We start from the raw sequence: 19196 nt of genomic DNA, 5'->3' as shown, positions 1-19196 counted from the left end.
TTAGGAGCTATGGAACTGGGCTGTTTTTTTAATTCTGTGCGTATTAATTTACATCTTTATAAAATTATCTAGGAAAATATGGTATCTTTTGTTAGTATTTATTAATGTTTAGAAAAAGTAAGTGTTAAAGGGGAATATTAATGAGTTTTACAGAAGTAGATTACAATTGGTTCAATGTTATTAACCGTCAAGTCCTTCAGTCTCCATTATTAGACAACATTATGATTTTGTTTGCGGAATATGTTCAATATGTTTTTGTATTATTAATATTGATTTTATGGCTTCTAAATAAAAGTAATTTTCGTGTTATAGCTTTTCAAGTTATGGTTTCCTTTACTTTGGCCTATTCAATAAATAGATTGATTGAATTATTCATTTTTCGGGAGCGACCTTTTGTATCCCATACCGTGAATCAACTTGTGGAGCATGCTGCAAACTCATCCTTTCCAAGTGATCATGCTACTTCGGCAATAGTGATAGCTTTTACACTGTGGTTATCTTCACTTCGATTTAAGCATTTTTGGGTTTGGCTTGCATTTGGAATAGCATTTTCAAGAATTTGGGTAGGTGTTCACTATCCATTAGATGTAGTTGCTGGAATATTAAATGGATTGATGGTTGCATTATTTACTCATTACATTTTATTTAAATTGAAAATTACAGAAATATTAATTAAAAGACCAATTTTCCAAGGGAAAGTACAATAGGAGATTGTTATTAATGATTAAACATCTCCCAATTTTAACAGATGTTTCTATGCACCACATTTTCTTTACTTTAATAACGGTATTCAACAAACGGGCGCATTTCCAGAATAGAAATTGCGCTCTCTCTTTATGTATCGGTCCATTTTATGGAAGAAGTGGAGGAGCTGTTAGGAAGTAAATCGAACTCTAATTAATGAATAATGACAAGAAACAGGAGTAGAGTTTATGGTTCTTAAAAATCTTACAAAGTTAGCTATTACAGGTCTAATTGCTAGTATTATTTTATTGCTTTTTTTAAATTTTCTTGGTCCGTATAATATGCTCACAGCCTTAACCGCTTCGCAAATAAAGGATATCCCTGAAATAAAAGAAGAGCTAGCAGGATATAAAATCTTGAATATAAAGTATCTTGGGTACGATACTTATCGCATTTATACAGACAAAAAAGACTTTATTGTGGTTAAAAAAGATAGTTCAGATCATTTATTTTGGAGGTATGATATCTTTGAATTCAAATCGGAAGTAGAATACTTTAGAAATCCGATGTAGAAGAACAAAATTGTTTGTATTTATTCCAGAAAAGGACGCGAAAACGCAACAACTTGGACTGTTTTTTGGAGCAGTCCATTTTTCTTGATCCTAAATCAGTTATAGGGGCAGGATAGATTAATATGGTGATTCTAATTTATAAAGCTAAATCTACAGAAAATTTTACGGTATAATATTCAAAAAAGTAAGTATGAATACAGGAGAATTAATGTGATTAATTACGAAAATCGGTTGATAGAAATTATAAAAAATGATGCCTACATAATATCTTTATTAAAAGCCGTTGAAAAGTTAAATTTAAATGATGCTTGGATTTCTGCGGGACTCATTAGAAATAAAGTATGGGACGTTTTACATAACATTAAAACACCAATAAATGACATTGATGTTATTTATTTCGATAGCACGGATACATCGTGGGAAACAGAAAAAGATTTAGAAAAAAATTTAGAAATTTTAGTGCCTAACCAGCCTTGGTCAGTAAAAAATCAAGCAAGAATGCATTTAAAAAATGGATTTAATCCTTATAATTCTTCCTTTGATGGCGTTGCTCATTTTACAGAAATCCCTACTGCAATAGCTGTAAAAATGTGTAATAGTGAACTTAAAATAATGGCTCCATATGGAGTAGAAGATTTGTTTAAAAAGATTGTTGAACCTACTCCATACTTTCAAAATAATAGCAAGTCACACTCAATATATTCTAAACGTATGCAGGAGAAAAAATGGGATACAATTTGGATAGATTTATCAATAGAAGCTTAATGTTATTCTTCATCTAAGGGAGCAAGTTCTTCTTAGGAAAAGTCACCTTTTTAATCCTACTACCATGACAGTAGAATTGAGAAATTTGACGCAGTATTTCTTTTTATTAGTTTTATCGCTCATGTTTTGTGTTGGGATGTCGGCTTATCTTTGGCATATTATTAAAAAGAAGGATGTGTTAAAGTTGAATGTTGATTTCACTTTGATTGAAAAATAAGCGAATAAATTCCGTTTAAATTGGGAAATACCTATATTTCCTTTAAAATAAGCGGAGTTTTTCCGCTTATATAATCTAAATCGATAAATTTTGTTCTATTTAGAGCTGTTAAGCGGAATCTCTCCGCTTATTTTGGCTATTTGAGCTTCCTTCTTTTACATTAGCCGGAAATTCTCCGCTTATGAATTCTCATAACTACAGGAAAATCAACAATGAAGAATAACAAAGCCAAAAAGAAAAAGAACAGATAATGTTTCCTGAAAATTATCAAGGGGCGCAGGAAGGCAGATACTATTGTGAAGTTGAATATTACTCTCGTACCGAACAAGGAAAGTCATTAAAACTTTTTGAATCAAAGGGAGGAAATTTAATAAGTTCAAAATAGGTTTCCTCTTCAGCTGGCCAACTTTACTTTATATAATGGAGGGGCAAAAATGAATGACTTATACGATAGACTTAAAACCCAAAAAATAAAGATAACCGAAATGCCAAAATGGGGACCTTACTTACGAAAACAATGGGAATTAAATTTTGCTGCTCATTTGAATGATAATGATAAGAAATCTATTTATCTTTATGATACAGGTGGTTACTGTGGGTATCTCTGGCACTTGTTTAGTTATAAGAAAAAAGATTGTTTGGATGGAAAAAATTTTTGAAGAGAGTATGAAGGAATTTTGCCGAAGAAGGAGTAGAAAAAACAGGATTAAGATTACTTCACAATAGATTATTATATGAAATGTTTTCTAAGCGAAATAATACAAGAACTCCTTATTATTCAGGAGAGCTTGTATTATTTCAATATTACATCTTGTTTATTTTGTTAATTGATTCCTATCCTGCATTTGTGGAGGCTCTTCAAGCCAGCCATTTTTCGCCATGAGTTTTCCACCCTCTGAGCCATAAGTTAGTATGTCTTTTGCTTCATTAATCATTTTTAATGGGAGGTCACTTCGTAAACTAAATGCTGTTCCTAAAGCATTGCTTCCTAAACCAAAGCTACAAATTAGGCTGGTACAGTACATCATCAGTTTATCTGAAAAAGGAGCTACCTTAGAATCTGTTGCATTTGCCCCCCATGTTGAAGAAGGTTGAATATCACTTTGAAGAAATAATTGAGTATTATCAGTTACAATTTTTTTCGCCAATTCTTTCCCTTTTATGAAGTATTTTTTTACTTCAGGTTCATTTGCCACTTGTGCGAACCCCGTAATTAGTTGCATACCAAGAATATTTGATTCAATTGAGTGATATAAATGAGCTACTTCCACTGTATTCAATGCCCGTTTTTCTGAAAATAAGTTAAAACCACTCATATAATTGGTTCCATCTACAAACTCCACAGACTTTGGCATAGTTACTGCAGGAGGACGTGGTAAAACATCTTTTTCTTGTAAATAATCCACGCATTCATCGTAAGTACTTTGAGCAAATGCAGTTAATTCCTTATAGAGAAGTACGATATCTTTACGATATGCCATAGTTAAATGGAGAGTATGTAACCCCATGCCTATTTCTTGGAGCAGTCGAAGAAACATAATATCAAACATGTTGTCATACAGCTTAGGAACACCAACATTCACATCTTGTTCTGTGTATCCAACAGGAATGACAGCACCCTCATTTTTAAAGATGCCTTTAATATCTTCAAGGTAGTTAATGATTTTCATATGAGTATTTTGCATAATCTCTTTAGCTCGATTGTCATCTGCTTGTTCTATAAAATATTCTAGCATTCTTTGCATCATTGTTTTTTCTTGATAGGTCATCCATAATGTTCCTAATTCACTCGAACTAAAAGCCTGGTTTTGAGTCATATATTTGCCTCCATTATTTATTACCTCAAATTATAACCATGTTCATTGAACCTTAATTCGGGCGAATATACACTTTATCAAATATCCAACCAATAGGCCTGGAATTAAAGATAAAATTGGAAGAAATACTGGGCCAAATAATATTTGTCCCAATTTTAGTGAAGGAGAGTACATAAGCCCAATTGTTACAAAAAAAGCCCCAAATACAAAAGGAAGATAGGAATAAGGAGGAGTTTCTCCTTCGGCATCTTTATATGCATCCCACATAGCAAACATATATAGACAAGGATAGAACATTAGCCATTGATAATTAGTTGCTTCGATTGCTTCTTTAATGTTTCCTTGAAAGCTATGCAAAATAACCATATTAAAATGACTTTTAACATTGACGATGAACTCCAAAAAAATTAAAACTATACCTTTTACAATTTTTCTGTTTAATAATTGAGCAAAGCCTGGTAGAGCTATACTCCACAGAATAGCTTCTAACTTATCAGTCATATAACTTTCCTTATCATCGGTTATAAATCTAATATTTACTATGAGAGAAATAATATGCAATAAATGGATTAATTATCATGTTTCTCTTCAATAAATAAGGATCAGCGCTTATTTTTTGATTTAGGCCTAGATTGTGGAACACAATAGTGATTTTTACTATGAGATTAGGAAGATATTGAGAATAAATATACTTATAATTTTTAAAAGGAGAGCATATATAAATGCTCCCCCTTGTTACTAACGACGATGTTCAACTAGGTCGATTGCTCCTAGTACTATGTGGGCTAAACCAAAACCGAATACTGTGTTTGCAATCATTTTATTGGAACCGCGTTTTTGTTTCAATGCGTAGCCAGTAGCAGTAACTGCGGTACCCAATACTGTTGGGATTATGCCTTCACGAATATTCAAAATTAAATCCCTCCGCATCGAAGTTAGTTGGTGTATTAACACCAATCATATTTTTAGCCGTAAATTCTTTTATTATGCTTTTTAAATTTAAGAGGATGAACATGCGTGAGATAAAGTTTTTTACATTCAGGACCAGATTGCTTAACAGTGAGTAGTTGTTCTTTTGCTAAAGAGTAGTTTAGCATAAAAAATACCATTCCTTAAAAACTATTGTATAATTGGATATATATTCCAATGTTGATGTGGGGGAACTCTTGTGAAAACTATAGGACTAATAGGTGGAATGAGCTGGGAATCTTCGGTTGAATATTATCGAATTATAAATGAAGAAGTAAAAAACAGATTGGGTGGATTACATTCGGCAAAATGTCTTTTATTTAGTGTTGATTTTGAAGAGATCGAACGATTTCAAGCAGAGGGTAAGTGGGAGGAAGCAGGTAATTTGTTAGGGAATGTAGCCTATTCATTAGAAAAAGGAGGGGCAGATTTTATTGTTATTTGTACAAATACGATGCATAAAGTAATCGGATATGTTGAAGGAAAAATAAATATTCCTATTTTACATATTGCTGATGCAACAGCTAATCAAATAAAAAAGTCAAATCTTCATACGGTAGGGCTATTAGGTACTAAGTACACTATGGAGCAGGACTTTTATAAAGCACGAATAAAGTCAAATGGTATAAAGGTTTTGGTGCCAAATAATACAGAACGAGAGAGGATTAACAAGGTAATATATGAAGAGTTATGTTTAGGAAATATCGAGCAATCTTCAAGGGATTATTATAAGAACGTGATCAATAACTTAGTCGATAATGGTGCTGAAGGAATAATACTAGGATGTACAGAAATTGGTTTGTTAATTAACCAAGAGGATTCAAAAGTTCCTTTATTCGATACAACAGTGATACATGCAATTGAATCAGTTAAAAAAGCATTAGAAAGGTAATTTAAATAGAATTTTTTCAAAAGGTGTGATAGTGTTGAATCGATTATCTAAACATATTTTTCAAGAATCAGTGAACTGGATTCAAGAAAATGGTCGTAAGTTGGAACAAGCTTTATTACATCATTCTTTTTCAGATGGATCAGAAACATTGGTGTTAGAAGCTCTGGCAGAGTATCAAAATGAAGATGGCGGTTTTGGACATGGATTAGAAGCAGACTTTAGGTTACCTAATTCATCGCCACTGGCTACTACTGTTGCTATGCAGCATTTGATTCATTTTGACCAGCATGAGCAAGCTGCTAAAATGATAACAAAGGCAATCCACTATTTTGAAAATACATTTGATAAAAAACGAGGTGGCTGGTTTGCAGTTCCAGAAGAAGTGAATCATTACCCACATGCTTTTTGGTGGACAGTCCAAGAAGATGGAATGTCCTTAATCGACCAGCATTGGGGAAATCCAAGCGCCGAAATCATTGGTTACCTATCTAACTATAAATCCAAAGTAAAACAATTAAACGTGAATAAATTACTAGATCAAGCGATTAATCATTTACTTCAATTAAAAAATTTCGAGTCGGAGCATGAAATATACTGTTACCTTCGTATGTATAGATTATTGCCCGAACTTCGGACAAAGGCAGTGAATCAGCAACTTCAACGAGCTGTTCAATCCCTTGTGCAGTTCGATCAAATAAAGTGGAAGGAATACGTACCGTTTCCACTAAAGTTTGTCTATGATCCCTATTCGGAAACCTTTGACATCCCCACTGAAGAAATTAATAAAAATCTAGATTATTTTATTAAACAGTTAGAATCTGAAGGAAAAATAAGTCCTAACTGGAAATGGAATGACTATTTGAGTGTATGGGAACATGCCAAAATGGATTGGACTGGAGTACTAACCTTTGACACTTTACATACCTTAAAACGTTTTGACCGAATAGAAAAGTAATGAATAAAACATAATCTTTTCTATAATTAATTAGAAATAACGATCTTCATTAATCGGGCGCTTTTCTGTAGCAAGGAACAGCGCTTTTTTCCTTTATAGGGCCATTTAATCGAATAAAACTTCTGAATAAAGAAGATAATAAATTGTGTCTAGTGAGGGTTCTTTCTGTTGGTGAAAATTACTATTTATTCCGCAGCGTTAGAGCAGCGGAATGGGGGGTTGAATGAAAAATTCAAAATTGTTGTTAATATCCCTTGCAATTATTCCTTGGTTAACGATACCATTATTGGGTCGAAGGTTGTTTAGAGAATTCCTTCCGGCATCGATGCTTATGTATGTTTATTCAAAAATAATGTCTGTAATCGGTGAAAGAAAAAAATGGTGGGGTTTTTATGAAGGAATACTACCTTTAAACAGTATGGATTTCTTTATGTTAGGTCCTTACTTCGTTACTAGTTTTTGGATGTTGAAATGGTCTTATGGGAAATTTCTTCGATTTTTAATTTATAATACTCTTCTCCATATAGTGTACATTTTCTTAGGATTAAAATATATGAAACGGTATAGAATACTAAATGTTAAATTATCAAAAATTCAATATCTGGGTTATCATTTTTCACGAACACTACTTCTATATGCTTTTGAATTTATTAAGAGAAAAATGATATCCATCTTGGCAGTTGTTAGTGATTGTGGTATTCGACACAACTAGTAAAATAAATACCAACGCAACGGGTTCAACGGTTGTACAAAGGGTTGCTTCGGCAGCTCTTTTATTTTTCAAATTGCAATAATATTACCTTAAATATTGATCTTCAACAATCGGGCGCAAGAATTAAAGATCAAAGCTGTCATTACCGACAGCTTTTTCTTGTTGTGCTAACGCACCATTAATTGAACAAAACTTAAATCAGTAGTTTAATTTAATTACAGAACATTAGAAAAACTAAGGGGGCTAAAATTAGAGATGTGGATTAATAACGGATATTCAATTTCGACAAATAAAGATTATTTAGATTTACCACTAATACATAACTTCTTGAGTCAAGAAGCATATTGGTCAAAAGATATACCAAAGCAAATAGTAAAAAAGGCAATTGAAAATTCTCCTTTATGTTTTGGGGTTTATAAAGGTGAAGCGGGTAAAGACGTTTTTAAACAAGTTGGTTTTGCGAGGGTAATTACTGATTTAGCGACTTTCGCTTATCTTTGTGATGTGTTTGTATTGCCAGATTATCAAAAATTAGGGTTATCAAAATGGTTAATGAAAATTATCACAAACCATTCCGAATTACAGGGAGTTCGTAGATTTATGTTAGCTACAAATGATGCTCATTCATTATATAGCCAATATGGCTTTAAACAGAATGTTAAACCCGAACTATTTATGCAAAAGGTACTTAACAATCCATATCAACAATAAAATTTCTTCAACTAATGGGCGCTCTTGCCTAATAAATAGTGCCTTTAATGTTTGGTTATTGTGTTTTTTTCTTTGTCGCATGTTTTAATACATAAAAAATTACATTGGGGAGGTATTTTATCAATGTCAAACTATTCAAACCCCAGAAGTGATGAAGACCTACAAAATGTCACAGTTGGAAATATTCTACCACTTAATACGTCTAAGCTAAGGGGACGGGTTAGTTGAAGAATGAAACTTATTTTAAATCACATCCGTAAATATATAACATTATGTCTTATTAGATAGGGGGTTTTATTCTGGCATACAATATACTTTTTGAGCCTTTGTAATCGATAGTGGTGGATTATGAAAATTGGTGTTGAAATAAACTTAACTTTTAATGGAAAAAAATGTTAGAATGGAAATAGGATTATGATTATTTATTCTAAACGAAAAGGTGACTTTATTATGGGAAAATCGAGTAACAAATGTGTTAAGTGTGGTAGTACGGAATTTGCAGAGGCTACAGATTATATGCCTGTAAAACCTAGCAAAATGTCACTTAGTGGTTCAAATAAAATATTCACATTTTGTATAGAATGCGGGGAAGTGGATTCTATACGTATTGAAAACACAACTATTTTTAAAAAATAAATGATAAAAAATGGTCCCTTGCTTTCTCCGGAATATACTCATTATCTGGAGTGTTAGCGATTAGCGAATCGTTCTCTTAATTTTTTATTCATTTGTGGCTATTTTGCCTATAGAAATAACAAAAGCAAAGAGTAAGTTATAAAGACTAGGAAAAAGGCACCGATTGATGCCTTTTGTCATTTAGTCATTTTCTTTTTCCACTTTTAGCACTTTTCCACTTTTAGCATCAATTTTGACCTCGTAAACTTGTGTGCCACTTTTTACATCAACCTCGTATACGAGAACGCCATTGTCCGTTTCAAGCTCAACTTTTACAACTTTACCTTTCACTTGCTTAAGTGCAATGTCTTTTGCTTGAGCCTCAGAAATTTTGGTTTGAACTAAGTCTTTTGTTTCTTTGATTTCAATTGAGGCTTCAGCGAATCCCAAGTTCGAAAGCAAGCAAAAGGAGGCTACTCCAACTGCTAACAACCTTTTCAATATAACCCCCCCTTTCATAACAATAGTCTTTCTTTAATTAAGGAAAATATGTGTATTGGAAACTCATTTGAATACTCCTTTTCCCAACTGAAAGAGTCTCCGGGCAACCAAGATTAACCATATCGACCAGGGTACAAGGGAAGCGAGCGAGAAATATAGACCTAACACACCAGCTGTAGATGGTACAATCATCAATACACCAGCTAACATTCCCAAATAGGCAATTGTTTTGCTGAAGATTTTGCTACGAAGCATGACAGGCGAGAATAAAAAGAGCACAATCGTGTTGAGAACATAATAAATGTCGAATGCAGTGCCCTTATATGTTTCAAGCATTGCTTGCCCTGTTGTTAACAACATCACCCTTTGCGCTTCTGATGTTGCTTCAGCATATTGGGTGCTGAGAGAAAGCATTTCAAAAGCTGTATTCGACGCAAAATAGGCAGCAACTCCGGTGATGCCAAAAATAACACCGATTAGCATAGCTGATTCACCGAACCGTTTTAATACTATATATAAGGCAAGATAAATAAGAATTAAGAGTGTGCTATCCACAATATAGAGCAGATCAAGACTTAATAGACCTAAAAGCCAGTTGTTTTGAAATAGTGAAAAGTAAGCTTCGACAGTATGGGGTGGGGGCCAGATAACGAAAACGATGATCTGTATAACCATTAAAACGAACATCGTTATTGCAGCTGCTCCACCTGCATTCAATAGACCCTTCCATCGAGAATCGGCAGTTTGGACATTATTCAACTGATTTTTCTTCGATTTAGACATATAATACATCTCCTTTTGATCTTTCCTGGCAAAGAACACAGTGGATATTTACTAATAAACTAGACATTTATTCTAGTAGTCTTGAAATCAATTCAGAAGTACACATTTTAAAAAATTTTCGAAAACTTCTAACTATAATATATCACATGGTGAACAACTCACCACTTAACACCACCGCAGGTTGTTTGAAGTGGAAGAGTCCTAAGAAATACAGCTTCCTCTAAACAAACATTTTCTAGGAAACTGTTAACAAGGATTGTGTACTCATCTATGTCTGCCTAAATGAATATCATATTGTTAAATCCGCTTTAGGGGGAATACGTGTGGGGTACTATGTTACTGTAGAATCTGGCATAAAATTATATGTAGAAGATGTAAATCCCAAGGGCAGGAAGACGATAGTATTCTTACATGGTTGGCCGTTAAGCCATAAACAGTTTGAATATCAATTTAATGTTCTTCCGGCAATGGGATACCGTTGTATTGGAATTGACTGGAGAGGATTCGGAAAATCAGATAAGCCAATGAGTGGTTACGATTATAACCGATTGGCGGATGATATCCGTACAGTAGTTGGAGTACTTCAATTAGACAATTTCACGCTTATTGGTCATTCTACAGGTGGAGCAATCGCCATACGGTACATGTCCCGATATAATGGTGACGGAGTATCCAAACTTGTCCTTATAGACGCCGCAGCTCCTACCGGCTTTACGATAGAAACCGCGAATAGACTCCTTACTCAAGCGTTAAATGACCGTCCTAAAATGATGCAAGAAGTAACAGAAACCTTTTTCTTTCAATATATAACTCCCGCATTCTCGGAGTGGTTTAATCAATTGGGGTTTCAAGCAGCAGGTTGGTCAACAGCAGCGATTATCATGACACTAAGAGATGAGAAGCTTCATTCCGATTTGCCAAAAATACTTGTCCCTACACTCATCGTTCACGGCGTCCACGACAAAGTGATTCCATTTCTACAAGCACAGGAACTAAATCAAAAAATAAGCAATTCACAGCTTGTTCCGTTTCAATACAGCGGCCACGGCCCTTTCTGGGAAGAACGTGAGAAGTTTAACCAGCTATTAAAGCAATTCATTGGTTAATGGCGAGGTTACCATGTTTGTTGAATCATCCGCGGCATCATGTTAGAATGAAGCTAATAAAAATCGAAAGGAATGATGGGTGGACAATGGATAACTAACCTAACTTTTTTACAATTTGAAATAAAATATTTCAGATAAAAAAATTAGGATTAGTCTGCCCATTTTTCTATATACGACATAAGTATGCTAACGAGCTGAAAGGCGAAATTAGCTTATTTAGGTATGAAAAAAATGCAATGAAACTAATCCTTCCAAAAATAATTTGGGGGGATTTTTATTTTCCCCTGAAACAGAAGGGTTGATTTTTATGATGGAAATATTGCAGTTACAAAATATAAAAGTTGAAATTCAAGATATGATGATTTTTGAAAAAATAACCACAAATGTGCAAAAAGGGGATATTATCGGAATCATCGGTAAAAATGGTGCTGGTAAATCAACTTTGTTGCAATTACTGAACGGTGACTTTTTGCCAACAGAAGGACAAATTAAACATGTGCAGCAGGATCTTGTCTCGGCAATGGTTGAACAAGAAGCCGAGTCCTATTCTTTCGATGGGGTCACACCAGAAGAAGAAGCGTTATTAAGGAAGTGGAAGGTTCCATTCCGTGACTTTTCGAAGTTAAGCGGCGGAGAAAGGGTAAAGGCTCGTCTGGCAAAAGGTTTGGCCAAAGACGCAGATATTTTATTGTTGGATGAACCAACGAACCATTTGGATGAACAGAGTACAGACTTTCTGATAAGGCAGCTGAAAAGTTATCAAGGCACCGTTATTCTCGTATCACATGATCGTTATTTTCTGGATCAAGTTGTCACAAAAATATGGTCGATCGAGGATCAAACGCTTATTAGTCATAGTGGACATTACACCAGCTATATGGAATTTCGTGAACGAAAAAGACTTACACAAAAGCGTGAATATGAGAAACAACAAAAGGCGATTGAACGGATTGAAGGTCAAATGAATCAGCTAACATCATGGTCAAAGTCAGCGCACGCGCAATCAACAAAAAAGGAAGGCTTTAAGGAATATTATCGAGTTAAAGCGAAACGGATGGATTCACAGGTTAAATCAAAACAAAAGCGTCTCGAAAAGGAACTTGAAAAAATGAAGGTTGAGCCGCTTAAGGATGAATACGAGGTGAATTTTTCTATAAAATCGAATCATAAAGTTGGGAAGCGATTCTTAGAAGTTAAAAATTTAGAAAAGTCCTTTGATGGACAAATCCTTTTTAAAGATGCTAATTTTACGATTGGGCATGGTGAAAAGATTGCCGTGACAGGACCAAATGGCTGTGGGAAAACGACTTTTTTAAAAATAATCACTGGAAAAGAAACCGTGACGAAAGGTGATATTTGGATTTCACCATCAGCAAATATTGGCTACTTGACTCAAGAAGTATTTGATTTGCCGCTTCATCAAACTCCTCAAAAGCTATTTGATAAAGAGTCATTTAATGAGCGAGGGCACGTACGAAATTTAATGAAACATTTAGGATTCCAAGAATTTCAGTGGACGGAACCAATTGGTAATATGAGTATGGGTGAGCGTGTGAAGTGTAAGTTAATGAAATATATATTGGAAGAAAGAGATGTACTTATTCTCGATGAACCAACGAACCATCTAGATTTACCCTCACGAGAGCAACTTGAAGAAACCTTGGCGCAATATCATGGCACCCTACTAGTTGTGTCGCACGATCGTTATTTTCTTGAAAAAACAACTAACACGAAACTTATTTTTTCAAATCAAACTATTAATAAGAAATTAGATGTACAGGAAGTGCCTTCGAAAAAGGATGATCAGGAGGAGCTGCGCCTAACCCTTGAAACAGAACGACAAGAAGTTCTAGGAAAGCTTAGCTTTATGACTTCAAATCATAAAGAATATGAGGCGCTTGATTTAAGATTTAAGGAACTTACAAAATTAATAAGAGAGCTCCAATAATTGGTTTGAAAAGAGGGGATAAATTTGAAGAAAAATATTTTACTCATTCTTATGTTAATCGTTGTTTTTCTTACAAGCTGCACGCAGACAGTGGATTATACAATTCTTGATAAAGAAAAAGTAAATAGCATGTCTGCAGTTTCTACTTATATTGACGAATTACAGTCGAGTAACTCGGGATACAAAGGCTACAAAATATTTGACATTTCGGATAGTAATAAAGTTGTTGTCATTTCATCAGGCGAATCAAATAAAACGCTTAAAATCCATAATATCGAAAACTCAAGTAAAGACACTGCTATAACCATAGTGCAAACTGATTTACCTTCAAAACAAAAGAACTCATATGTGGTGATAAGACTTGATGAAATTATCGGGGCCTTCTATGTTTTTGAGAGAGTTCAATACGAAGGAACCGATAATTAATAATAGTTTATTAAGGGTTGAATTTAATAAGGGATTTGAAACAAGTTGGCGCATTTTCATAAGAAATGCGTCTGTTCCATTTTAGGGCAGTATCACTAATAGGGAATAATTTACAAAATATCACCCATAGTGTAAAATTACACTATGGGGATTTATTAAAGAGAATGATATTGTAATGACTTGTCAATTTGAGGGAGAGAAGGTTGTCAAAATGAAGAAAACTATTTTCTTTATTCCTGCTATTATTTTTTCAATTCTTTATGGAGCGATCGCGATAAACGATATAGGAGCTATTTCACCCGTTGTTGTAGTTTGGTTAGCCTTGTTCTTTATTAGTGGTTTTCTTTTAAATAAGAATGCCTTTTGGGGTGGTTTATTGGGAACATTACCTTCAATCCATTTAATTTATATGGGAACACAAGATACTGGACAAATTATCAATGAAATGCCAATAGGAATAGTTCTCTTAATTTTTTATATCATTTGTGGATTCTTTGTCTATAAGAATAACAAAATAGCTGGCCGTCTTGTTTGATGACTGTAGCGGACACAAAAGGACTTATTTTTGGGAATTTGCCATTTTGGATGAATCAAGCGGTCATCAGATGCGTTATTTTATGTGAAATGGGGTTAACCAACCTCCATTTTAGCGAACAACGCATCTGGTGTCCGTTAAGCTAATAAAATCAATCTTTTTGGTCAAATAGGGAATCTGATGTCCGCAATAATATATTTAAGCTAGCTCTTCTCAGGGGAGAGAGCGTCTATGAAACACTTGGTTAGTTTTTTTTGTAGATTTGTTTCATAGCGTGGTTCTATGCTACATTTCCACTTGTTTTTTCATTAGAAGTGTATCGTAGAGCTCGTATATGAAACACTTTGTTAGTTTTTTTCTTTGGATTTGTTTCATAGAGTTGTTCTATGCTACATTTCCACTTGTTTTTTCATTAGAAGTGTAGCGTAGAGCCCGTCTATGAAACACTTTGTTAGTTTTTTTTCTTTAAATTGTTCCATAGAGTAGTACTATGATACATTTTTACTGTTTTTTTCATTAGTAATGTTTCATAGCCTTTTTCTTAAATTTGTTTATTCGTATTTTTTTAAAATAATAGCTGCGTTATGGCCTCTGATACCGAATGAGTTGGAATCTTCCCAAGCTTGCTCTGCCGCATCTAAAGCAAATTGCGCAAAACGATCTAAGCTTCTAGCTTGTTTCTTTCCTAAAACCTTGTCTGCATCAAAATCCTTTGCAAACCCTGCAATTTTCGTTTTATGAGGGGAATTATACAGATTGTGAAACAATCTGTGAAACAAGATTTTTCGGGTGGTGCCTGGCACTGGAGCTGCGCTGAGAGGCGTTGAACGGCGCTGGAGCGCTTATTGACATTTTCATTAGTGGGTTCTAAACTAATATTGTACAGAAAACATTTAGGAGGATTACTAAAAAATGACACATTCTATGAGACTACGTTTCCCATCTTTGAACCAGTAATTGAATACGGTCAAAGGCTCTGTTTGTAGATACAGAGTAAACGGGATTAGTCTGTCCTTTTTTAATAATCTTCAATTTTAGTATCATGATGTAATTTGAAGAAAGTGGATTATTCTACCTTTCTTTAATTTTGCCAAAAAACCTTTCATCGTGAGCGAGGTTTATTTGCTGATGGATTTTTCATCAACCGCTCGATCGGATTGGTTACTCCCTTTTACTCTAAATCACAGACAGTCGTCTGTGATTTTTTTATTTTCACAAATGTTAGGGGAGGGATATTGAATGTTTATGTTACTTTTCTTTTAATACGAGCTTGTTTTATAAGCTCGTATCGATTCTTGCTATCGATACGAAATTATTATTTTTCGGGAGGTAGCAAAATATGGAACAAATTTGTTTTGAAATAGAAAATGTTGAAGTAACTTATTTGGATAAGGAAATCTTAAAGCTTGGCCACTTAGCCATCCACCAATTTGATCGGATTGGCATTGTGGGTAAAAATGGTGCTGGTAAAAGTACGATTTTAAAAATATTAGCTGGGCAAATTCAACCAACAAACGGGAAGGTGCATCGCCATGTCGAGTGTGGATATTTCGAGCAGCTTGATGAGCCAAAAGCACTTGAAGCCGACCCAGCATTGCTAGGGAAATTAGCGATTCCAATGGATTCGGGGCAGTTGAGTGGTGGGGAACAAACAAGGATGAAGCTTGCCCAGTTGTTTACGCATTATTATGAAGCACTGCTCATTGATGAACCGACAACGCATCTAGACCAAGATGGAATATCCTTTTTCCTTGATGAACTTCGCCATTATTATGGAGCGCTAGTGTTAGTTAGTCATGACCGTGCGGTTCTCGATGAATTGGTTACGACAATCTGGGAAATTGATGGGGGCGAGGTCCGAGTTTATGCTGGAAATTATTCTGCATACGAAGCCCAAAAGCAGTTAGAACGGGAACAACAGCAGCAAGCTCATGAGCAGTTTGTTAAAGAAAAGAGTAGGCTCGATAAAGCGGCACAAGAGAAGATGAAAAAAGCGCAAAAGGTTGCACAAGCTGGTCGCATGTCAAAAAGCGAAGCAAATGCCAAACCGAATAAGATGTTTATGACAAAATCAAAGGGCACGAGCCAAAAAGCAATGCAACGTGCTGCGAAAGCAATAGAAAGTCGAATGGAGAGACTTCAGGAAGTGGAAGCTGTGAAAGAAGACAGACCGATAATATTCCAGCAATCGAAAACGCAAGAACTTCATAATAAATTTCCGATTATGGCAGACCACTGCACTCTTCAAATTGACAAGAATGTATTATTGGAAGAAGTGAGTTTTCAGTTGCCGCTTGGTCAAAAAATAGCGATTACCGGTAGCAATGGCAGTGGAAAAAGCACATTACTCAACCAAATTGCGAATCGCGATGAGAATCTGATTATTTCTCCAAAAGCAAAAATTGGCTATTTCCAGCAAATGAGCTATCAATTTACTACTGACGAAACAGTTTTGCAATTTGTGAAAAATCATTCAGAATATGACGAGGCATTTTTAAGGAGTGTTTTGCATTCGATGCAGTTTGTTGGTTCAGACCTACAAAAGAGTGTGAAGTCATTAAGTGGCGGAGAAGCGATTCGACTGCAGCTATGTAGGCTATTCTTGGGGGATTATAATATTCTACTGTTAGATGAACCGACGAATTTTTTAGATATCTATGCGATTAAAGCATTAGAAACCTTTTTTGCTGGGTACAGAGGCACTATTGTATTCGTCTCACATGATCAGCAGTTTATTAAAAACGTTGCTGATTTACAGTTGAAAATTCATGAGTGTAAAATGATTCAAATATAGTTTTATGAGGAGGGACCTCCGATAATCGGCGTCCTCTCTTTTTAATACTACATTTTCATCCTGATAAACCCCTAGCGTTGTGAAACATAATGTGAAACAAGATTTTTCGGGCGGTGCCTGGCACCCTGGGTATGCTAAAATGAAGTATTATGGTGTACACCACCATCCGAAAGGAATGATAAAAATGACAAAAGTAACAATGTGTCAAAGTTGTGGTTTACCTTTTAATGAAGAACACGCGCATTTCATAGCAACGGAACCAGATGGGAGTAAAAGCATTTACTGTACAAATTGCTATAAAGATGGAAAATTTATTCATTCCAAACTATCACTTGAAGAAATGATTGAGATGCTTGTGCCTGTTCTTGGAGAAGCAATGGGCGAAGACGTAGCTAGAAAAGAACTGGAAGCATTACTACCAACTCTTAAACGTTGGAAATAAACATTCATATGTAAAACCACTCAGAAGCAAACCGAGTGCATAAACTCAAATAAGGGATTCGAGACTAGACTGGAGTGGGGCTAGTGGAAATTCATTATAAAACATGTCCCGGTTGTCAGGGGAAATTTCCAGATCAGAATTGGGAAGAAAGTGACCATTACAACGCATTGGGTGAATGTGAAAAAGCGTATCACGATCTCTCAGCTTATTTAATCGAGCTTTTGGATATGGAATTCCCTACCCAACATGCAGTTGACGCCTATGGTGCGCAGCATTCTGGAAAAAAAGTCAAAAATATTAGAACGGCTTTTTCATTAATAGGTTTATATTTGGCAATAGAACATGGATACACGGGGAGACAGGTTCAGAAGGCCCACATGGAATTGGCTAAAAGAAACATTCAATGGCCATCATTTAATCTTCCATCAAGTCCATACAGCTATTCCGTTTCGGATGTCCTTTTTGCTGAGAAAGGGACAAACCGAAATGAGATGTTGATGAAATGGGCTAAGGATGTCTGGGAAACATGGGACCACTATCATGAATGGACTAGAGAAATATCGCGAAAATATCTTCGTAATATGTAAAAATGAACATAATAACTTCCATCGATAAGATAACGTGGATTGGGAATTAGTAATGATGAATTGCTAATTCTCCAATCCATTTTTTTATTTATATCCAAAATAACAATAATTGACTTTATTATCAAAAAATGTAAAAATATGTAGATGTGACTACGAAACTATTAAATATATGGAGCTAAATTGAAATGAATTTTACTAATGTGCAAGAAGGCAAGAATAGTTGGAAGCGGTATGTATTATCATTGGTTGTTATGATTGTCTTTATTACTATTGCCGGTTTTCCATATGCGATTATTGGTGAGCAAATCGTTCAATCAGATGGAAACCCCAATACATATTTCGATGAAGAGTTAGTTGATTATGTGGGACTCAATCCCTTAGTCAACTTTGCATTAATGAATTCGGTGTTCGTCTTTTGGTTAATAGGGATCTTTGTTGCCATTCGTTTCGTCCATAAGCGTAAAATTATCACTCTGATTACACCAAAGAAACACTTAGATTGGAAGAGAATTGGCTATGGGTTTGGTGCGTTTTTTCTCATTCTTAGTACAACGACGATACTCGATGTCATCTTTAACCCAGGGGATTATTCGTTAAATGATATTCATTTATCAGATTTTGTCATTTTGTTCTTCCTTGTGCTAATTTTGACCCCAATCCAAACGACGTGTGAGGAGGTTTTCTTCAGAGGTTATTTGATGCAGTTTATCGGAAAATGGATACGGAATCCTTTGATAATGTCCCTTATTGCTGGTGGAATCTTTGGATCTCTTCATTTTACCAATCCTGAAATGAACTATTCACCGATTTTTGTTGGGGCGGATTACCTGTTAACTGGAATCATCTGGTGTTATATCAGCGCCAAAACAAACAGTATTGAATTATCGATTGGGGCTCATGCGGCAAATAATATGTTCCTTGGCTGGTTTCTTACGATGGATGACTCGGTTATGGGTGGCATTCCATCCTTATTTTTAGTAAAAAATATTGATCCATTAACGACCTTGATATGGGACGCCCTTGCGTTGGGAATCTTTCTGTTTATTTCATTGAAAAAATACAAAGAAAAATTGTAACGATATAGTTTAATTAGAAGAAGAGGCCTAAAAAAGCCTAACGGGTTCCGTTACCTTTTGCAAATGATAAGATTGGATTTAGGTCTAAC

At 34.9% G+C, this 19196-nt stretch carries 21 protein-coding genes and 1 pseudogene; 16 read left to right on the top strand and 6 right to left on the bottom strand.

Going from position 1 to position 19196, the window contains the following annotated elements; all coding sequences use genetic code 11:
- Positions 1-140 precede the first annotated feature (140 nt).
- The 4 genes from HHO41_RS03680 to HHO41_RS03665 all read left to right on the top strand — a co-directional run bounded on the left by HHO41_RS03680 (position 141) and on the right by HHO41_RS03665 (position 2897).
- Entirely contained in the window at positions 141-707 is a 567-nt protein-coding gene (locus HHO41_RS03680; protein ID WP_169095563.1) for an undecaprenyl-diphosphatase, read from the top strand.
- Positions 708-932: 225 nt separating this feature from the next.
- Positions 933-1256 carry a hypothetical protein gene (locus HHO41_RS03675; protein WP_169095561.1) on the top strand — a complete coding sequence of 108 codons (324 nt, stop codon included), beginning with the start codon at positions 933-935 and terminating at the stop codon, positions 1254-1256.
- Positions 1257-1466: 210 nt separating this feature from the next.
- Positions 1467-2021, top strand: coding sequence for a nucleotidyltransferase family protein (locus HHO41_RS03670; RefSeq protein ID WP_169095558.1), 555 nt, complete (start codon positions 1467-1469; stop codon positions 2019-2021).
- A gap of 651 nt (positions 2022-2672) precedes the next feature.
- Positions 2673-2897 carry a DUF4275 family protein gene (locus tag HHO41_RS03665; RefSeq protein ID WP_169095556.1) on the top strand — a complete coding sequence of 75 codons (225 nt, stop codon included), beginning with the start codon at positions 2673-2675 and terminating at the stop codon, positions 2895-2897.
- Between the two features lie 156 nt (positions 2898-3053).
- Here HHO41_RS03665 and HHO41_RS03660 read toward each other — a convergent pair whose 3' ends face one another.
- From HHO41_RS03660 to HHO41_RS03650, 3 genes are all read right to left on the bottom strand, one after another.
- Entirely contained in the window at positions 3054-4055 is a 1002-nt protein-coding gene (locus HHO41_RS03660; RefSeq protein ID WP_169095554.1) for a DUF3231 family protein, read from the bottom strand.
- Positions 4056-4097: 42 nt separating this feature from the next.
- Complete coding sequence (locus HHO41_RS03655) at positions 4098-4556, bottom strand: hypothetical protein (protein ID WP_169095552.1); 459 nt, start codon at positions 4554-4556, stop codon at positions 4098-4100.
- Positions 4557-4793: 237 nt separating this feature from the next.
- Positions 4794-4967, bottom strand: coding sequence for an asparagine synthase (locus tag HHO41_RS03650; protein WP_169095551.1), 174 nt, complete (start codon positions 4965-4967; stop codon positions 4794-4796).
- A 256-nt stretch (positions 4968-5223) separates the two neighbouring features.
- Here HHO41_RS03650 and HHO41_RS03645 point away from each other — a divergent pair, with 256 nt between their 5' ends.
- The 3 genes from HHO41_RS03645 to HHO41_RS03635 all read left to right on the top strand — a co-directional run bounded on the left by HHO41_RS03645 (position 5224) and on the right by HHO41_RS03635 (position 8294).
- On the top strand, positions 5224-5916 hold the full coding sequence (locus tag HHO41_RS03645; RefSeq protein ID WP_169095549.1) for an amino acid racemase: 693 nt from the start codon (positions 5224-5226) through the stop codon (positions 5914-5916).
- A gap of 34 nt (positions 5917-5950) precedes the next feature.
- Positions 5951-6871 (top strand): hypothetical protein, encoded by a 921-nt coding sequence (locus HHO41_RS03640; RefSeq protein WP_169095547.1) that lies wholly within the window; start codon positions 5951-5953, stop codon positions 6869-6871.
- Positions 6872-7838: 967 nt separating this feature from the next.
- Positions 7839-8294 (top strand): GNAT family N-acetyltransferase, encoded by a 456-nt coding sequence (locus tag HHO41_RS03635; protein ID WP_169095545.1) that lies wholly within the window; start codon positions 7839-7841, stop codon positions 8292-8294.
- A gap of 816 nt (positions 8295-9110) precedes the next feature.
- Here HHO41_RS03635 and HHO41_RS03625 read toward each other — a convergent pair.
- Complete coding sequence (locus tag HHO41_RS03625; RefSeq protein WP_169095543.1) at positions 9111-9410, bottom strand: PepSY domain-containing protein; 300 nt, start codon at positions 9408-9410, stop codon at positions 9111-9113.
- 63 nt (positions 9411-9473) lie between these two features.
- Complete coding sequence (locus HHO41_RS03620) at positions 9474-10193, bottom strand: DUF4386 family protein (protein ID WP_169095541.1); 720 nt, start codon at positions 10191-10193, stop codon at positions 9474-9476.
- Between the two features lie 323 nt (positions 10194-10516).
- Between HHO41_RS03620 and HHO41_RS03615 the strand changes: the two genes are divergently transcribed.
- The 4 genes from HHO41_RS03615 (at position 10517) to HHO41_RS03600 (ending at position 14208) form a co-directional block, all read left to right on the top strand.
- A complete protein-coding gene (locus HHO41_RS03615) occupies positions 10517-11299 on the top strand; it encodes an alpha/beta fold hydrolase (protein ID WP_169095539.1) in 783 nt (260 codons plus the stop codon).
- A 307-nt stretch (positions 11300-11606) separates the two neighbouring features.
- The gene (gene abc-f / locus HHO41_RS03610; RefSeq protein WP_169095537.1) at positions 11607-13247 is read left to right on the top strand and encodes a ribosomal protection-like ABC-F family protein; all 1641 of its coding nucleotides are present in this window, start codon (positions 11607-11609) and stop codon (positions 13245-13247) included.
- A gap of 24 nt (positions 13248-13271) precedes the next feature.
- Positions 13272-13673: a hypothetical protein gene (locus HHO41_RS03605; RefSeq protein ID WP_169095536.1), complete on the top strand. Its 402-nt coding sequence runs from the start codon at positions 13272-13274 to the stop codon at positions 13671-13673.
- A gap of 211 nt (positions 13674-13884) precedes the next feature.
- A complete protein-coding gene (locus tag HHO41_RS03600) occupies positions 13885-14208 on the top strand; it encodes a hypothetical protein (RefSeq protein ID WP_169095534.1) in 324 nt (107 codons plus the stop codon).
- Between the two features lie 608 nt (positions 14209-14816).
- Here HHO41_RS03600 and HHO41_RS22305 read toward each other — a convergent pair.
- Positions 14817-14948: pseudogene (locus HHO41_RS22305) on the bottom strand (beta-ketoacyl-[acyl-carrier-protein] synthase II); the annotation flags it as partial.
- A 172-nt stretch (positions 14949-15120) separates the two neighbouring features.
- On the opposite strand from HHO41_RS22305, the gene HHO41_RS22795 reads away from it, so the two are divergent.
- The 5 genes from HHO41_RS22795 (at position 15121) to HHO41_RS03570 (ending at position 19107) form a co-directional block, all read left to right on the top strand.
- Positions 15121-15165, top strand: coding sequence for an erythromycin resistance leader peptide (locus tag HHO41_RS22795; RefSeq protein ID WP_169095632.1), 45 nt, complete (start codon positions 15121-15123; stop codon positions 15163-15165).
- Positions 15166-15547: 382 nt separating this feature from the next.
- The gene (locus HHO41_RS03585) at positions 15548-17002 is read left to right on the top strand and encodes an Msr family ABC-F type ribosomal protection protein (RefSeq protein WP_169095530.1); all 1455 of its coding nucleotides are present in this window, start codon (positions 15548-15550) and stop codon (positions 17000-17002) included.
- A gap of 91 nt (positions 17003-17093) precedes the next feature.
- Positions 17094-17444, top strand: a complete 351-nt coding sequence (locus HHO41_RS03580) for a zinc ribbon domain-containing protein (RefSeq protein WP_348981215.1) — start codon at positions 17094-17096, stop codon at positions 17442-17444.
- Positions 17445-17527: 83 nt separating this feature from the next.
- Positions 17528-18031 (top strand): DUF5946 family protein, encoded by a 504-nt coding sequence (locus HHO41_RS03575; RefSeq protein ID WP_211171022.1) that lies wholly within the window; start codon positions 17528-17530, stop codon positions 18029-18031.
- Between the two features lie 185 nt (positions 18032-18216).
- Positions 18217-19107 (top strand): CPBP family intramembrane glutamic endopeptidase, encoded by an 891-nt coding sequence (locus HHO41_RS03570; RefSeq protein ID WP_169095527.1) that lies wholly within the window; start codon positions 18217-18219, stop codon positions 19105-19107.
- Positions 19108-19196: the final 89 nt, after the last annotated feature.

It is taken from the genome of Bacillus sp. DNRA2 (assembly GCF_012843265.1).
GTDB lineage: Bacteria > Bacillota > Bacilli > Bacillales > Cytobacillaceae > Bacillus_BU.
This window is presented reverse-complemented; position numbering and strand designations above follow the sequence as displayed.

Excerpts from the sequence above, each read along its gene's own strand:
- HHO41_RS03680 (WP_169095563.1), top strand. The coding sequence starts at position 141 with ATGAGTTTTACAGAAGTAGATTACAATTGGTTCAATGTTATTAACCGT.
- HHO41_RS03675 (WP_169095561.1), top strand. The coding sequence starts at position 933 with ATGGTTCTTAAAAATCTTACAAAGTTAGCTATTACAGGTCTAATTGCT.
- HHO41_RS03665 (WP_169095556.1), top strand. The coding sequence starts at position 2,673 with ATGAATGACTTATACGATAGACTTAAAACCCAAAAAATAAAGATAACC.
- HHO41_RS03660 (WP_169095554.1), bottom strand. The coding sequence starts at position 4,055 with ATGACTCAAAACCAGGCTTTTAGTTCGAGTGAATTAGGAACATTATGG.
- HHO41_RS03655 (WP_169095552.1), bottom strand. The coding sequence starts at position 4,556 with ATGACTGATAAGTTAGAAGCTATTCTGTGGAGTATAGCTCTACCAGGC.
- HHO41_RS03635 (WP_169095545.1), top strand. The coding sequence starts at position 7,839 with ATGTGGATTAATAACGGATATTCAATTTCGACAAATAAAGATTATTTA.
- HHO41_RS03620 (WP_169095541.1), bottom strand. The coding sequence starts at position 10,193 with ATGTCTAAATCGAAGAAAAATCAGTTGAATAATGTCCAAACTGCCGAT.
- abc-f (WP_169095537.1), top strand. The coding sequence starts at position 11,607 with ATGATGGAAATATTGCAGTTACAAAATATAAAAGTTGAAATTCAAGAT.
- HHO41_RS03600 (WP_169095534.1), top strand. The coding sequence starts at position 13,885 with ATGAAGAAAACTATTTTCTTTATTCCTGCTATTATTTTTTCAATTCTT.
- HHO41_RS03585 (WP_169095530.1), top strand. The coding sequence starts at position 15,548 with ATGGAACAAATTTGTTTTGAAATAGAAAATGTTGAAGTAACTTATTTG.
- HHO41_RS03570 (WP_169095527.1), top strand. The coding sequence starts at position 18,217 with ATGAATTTTACTAATGTGCAAGAAGGCAAGAATAGTTGGAAGCGGTAT.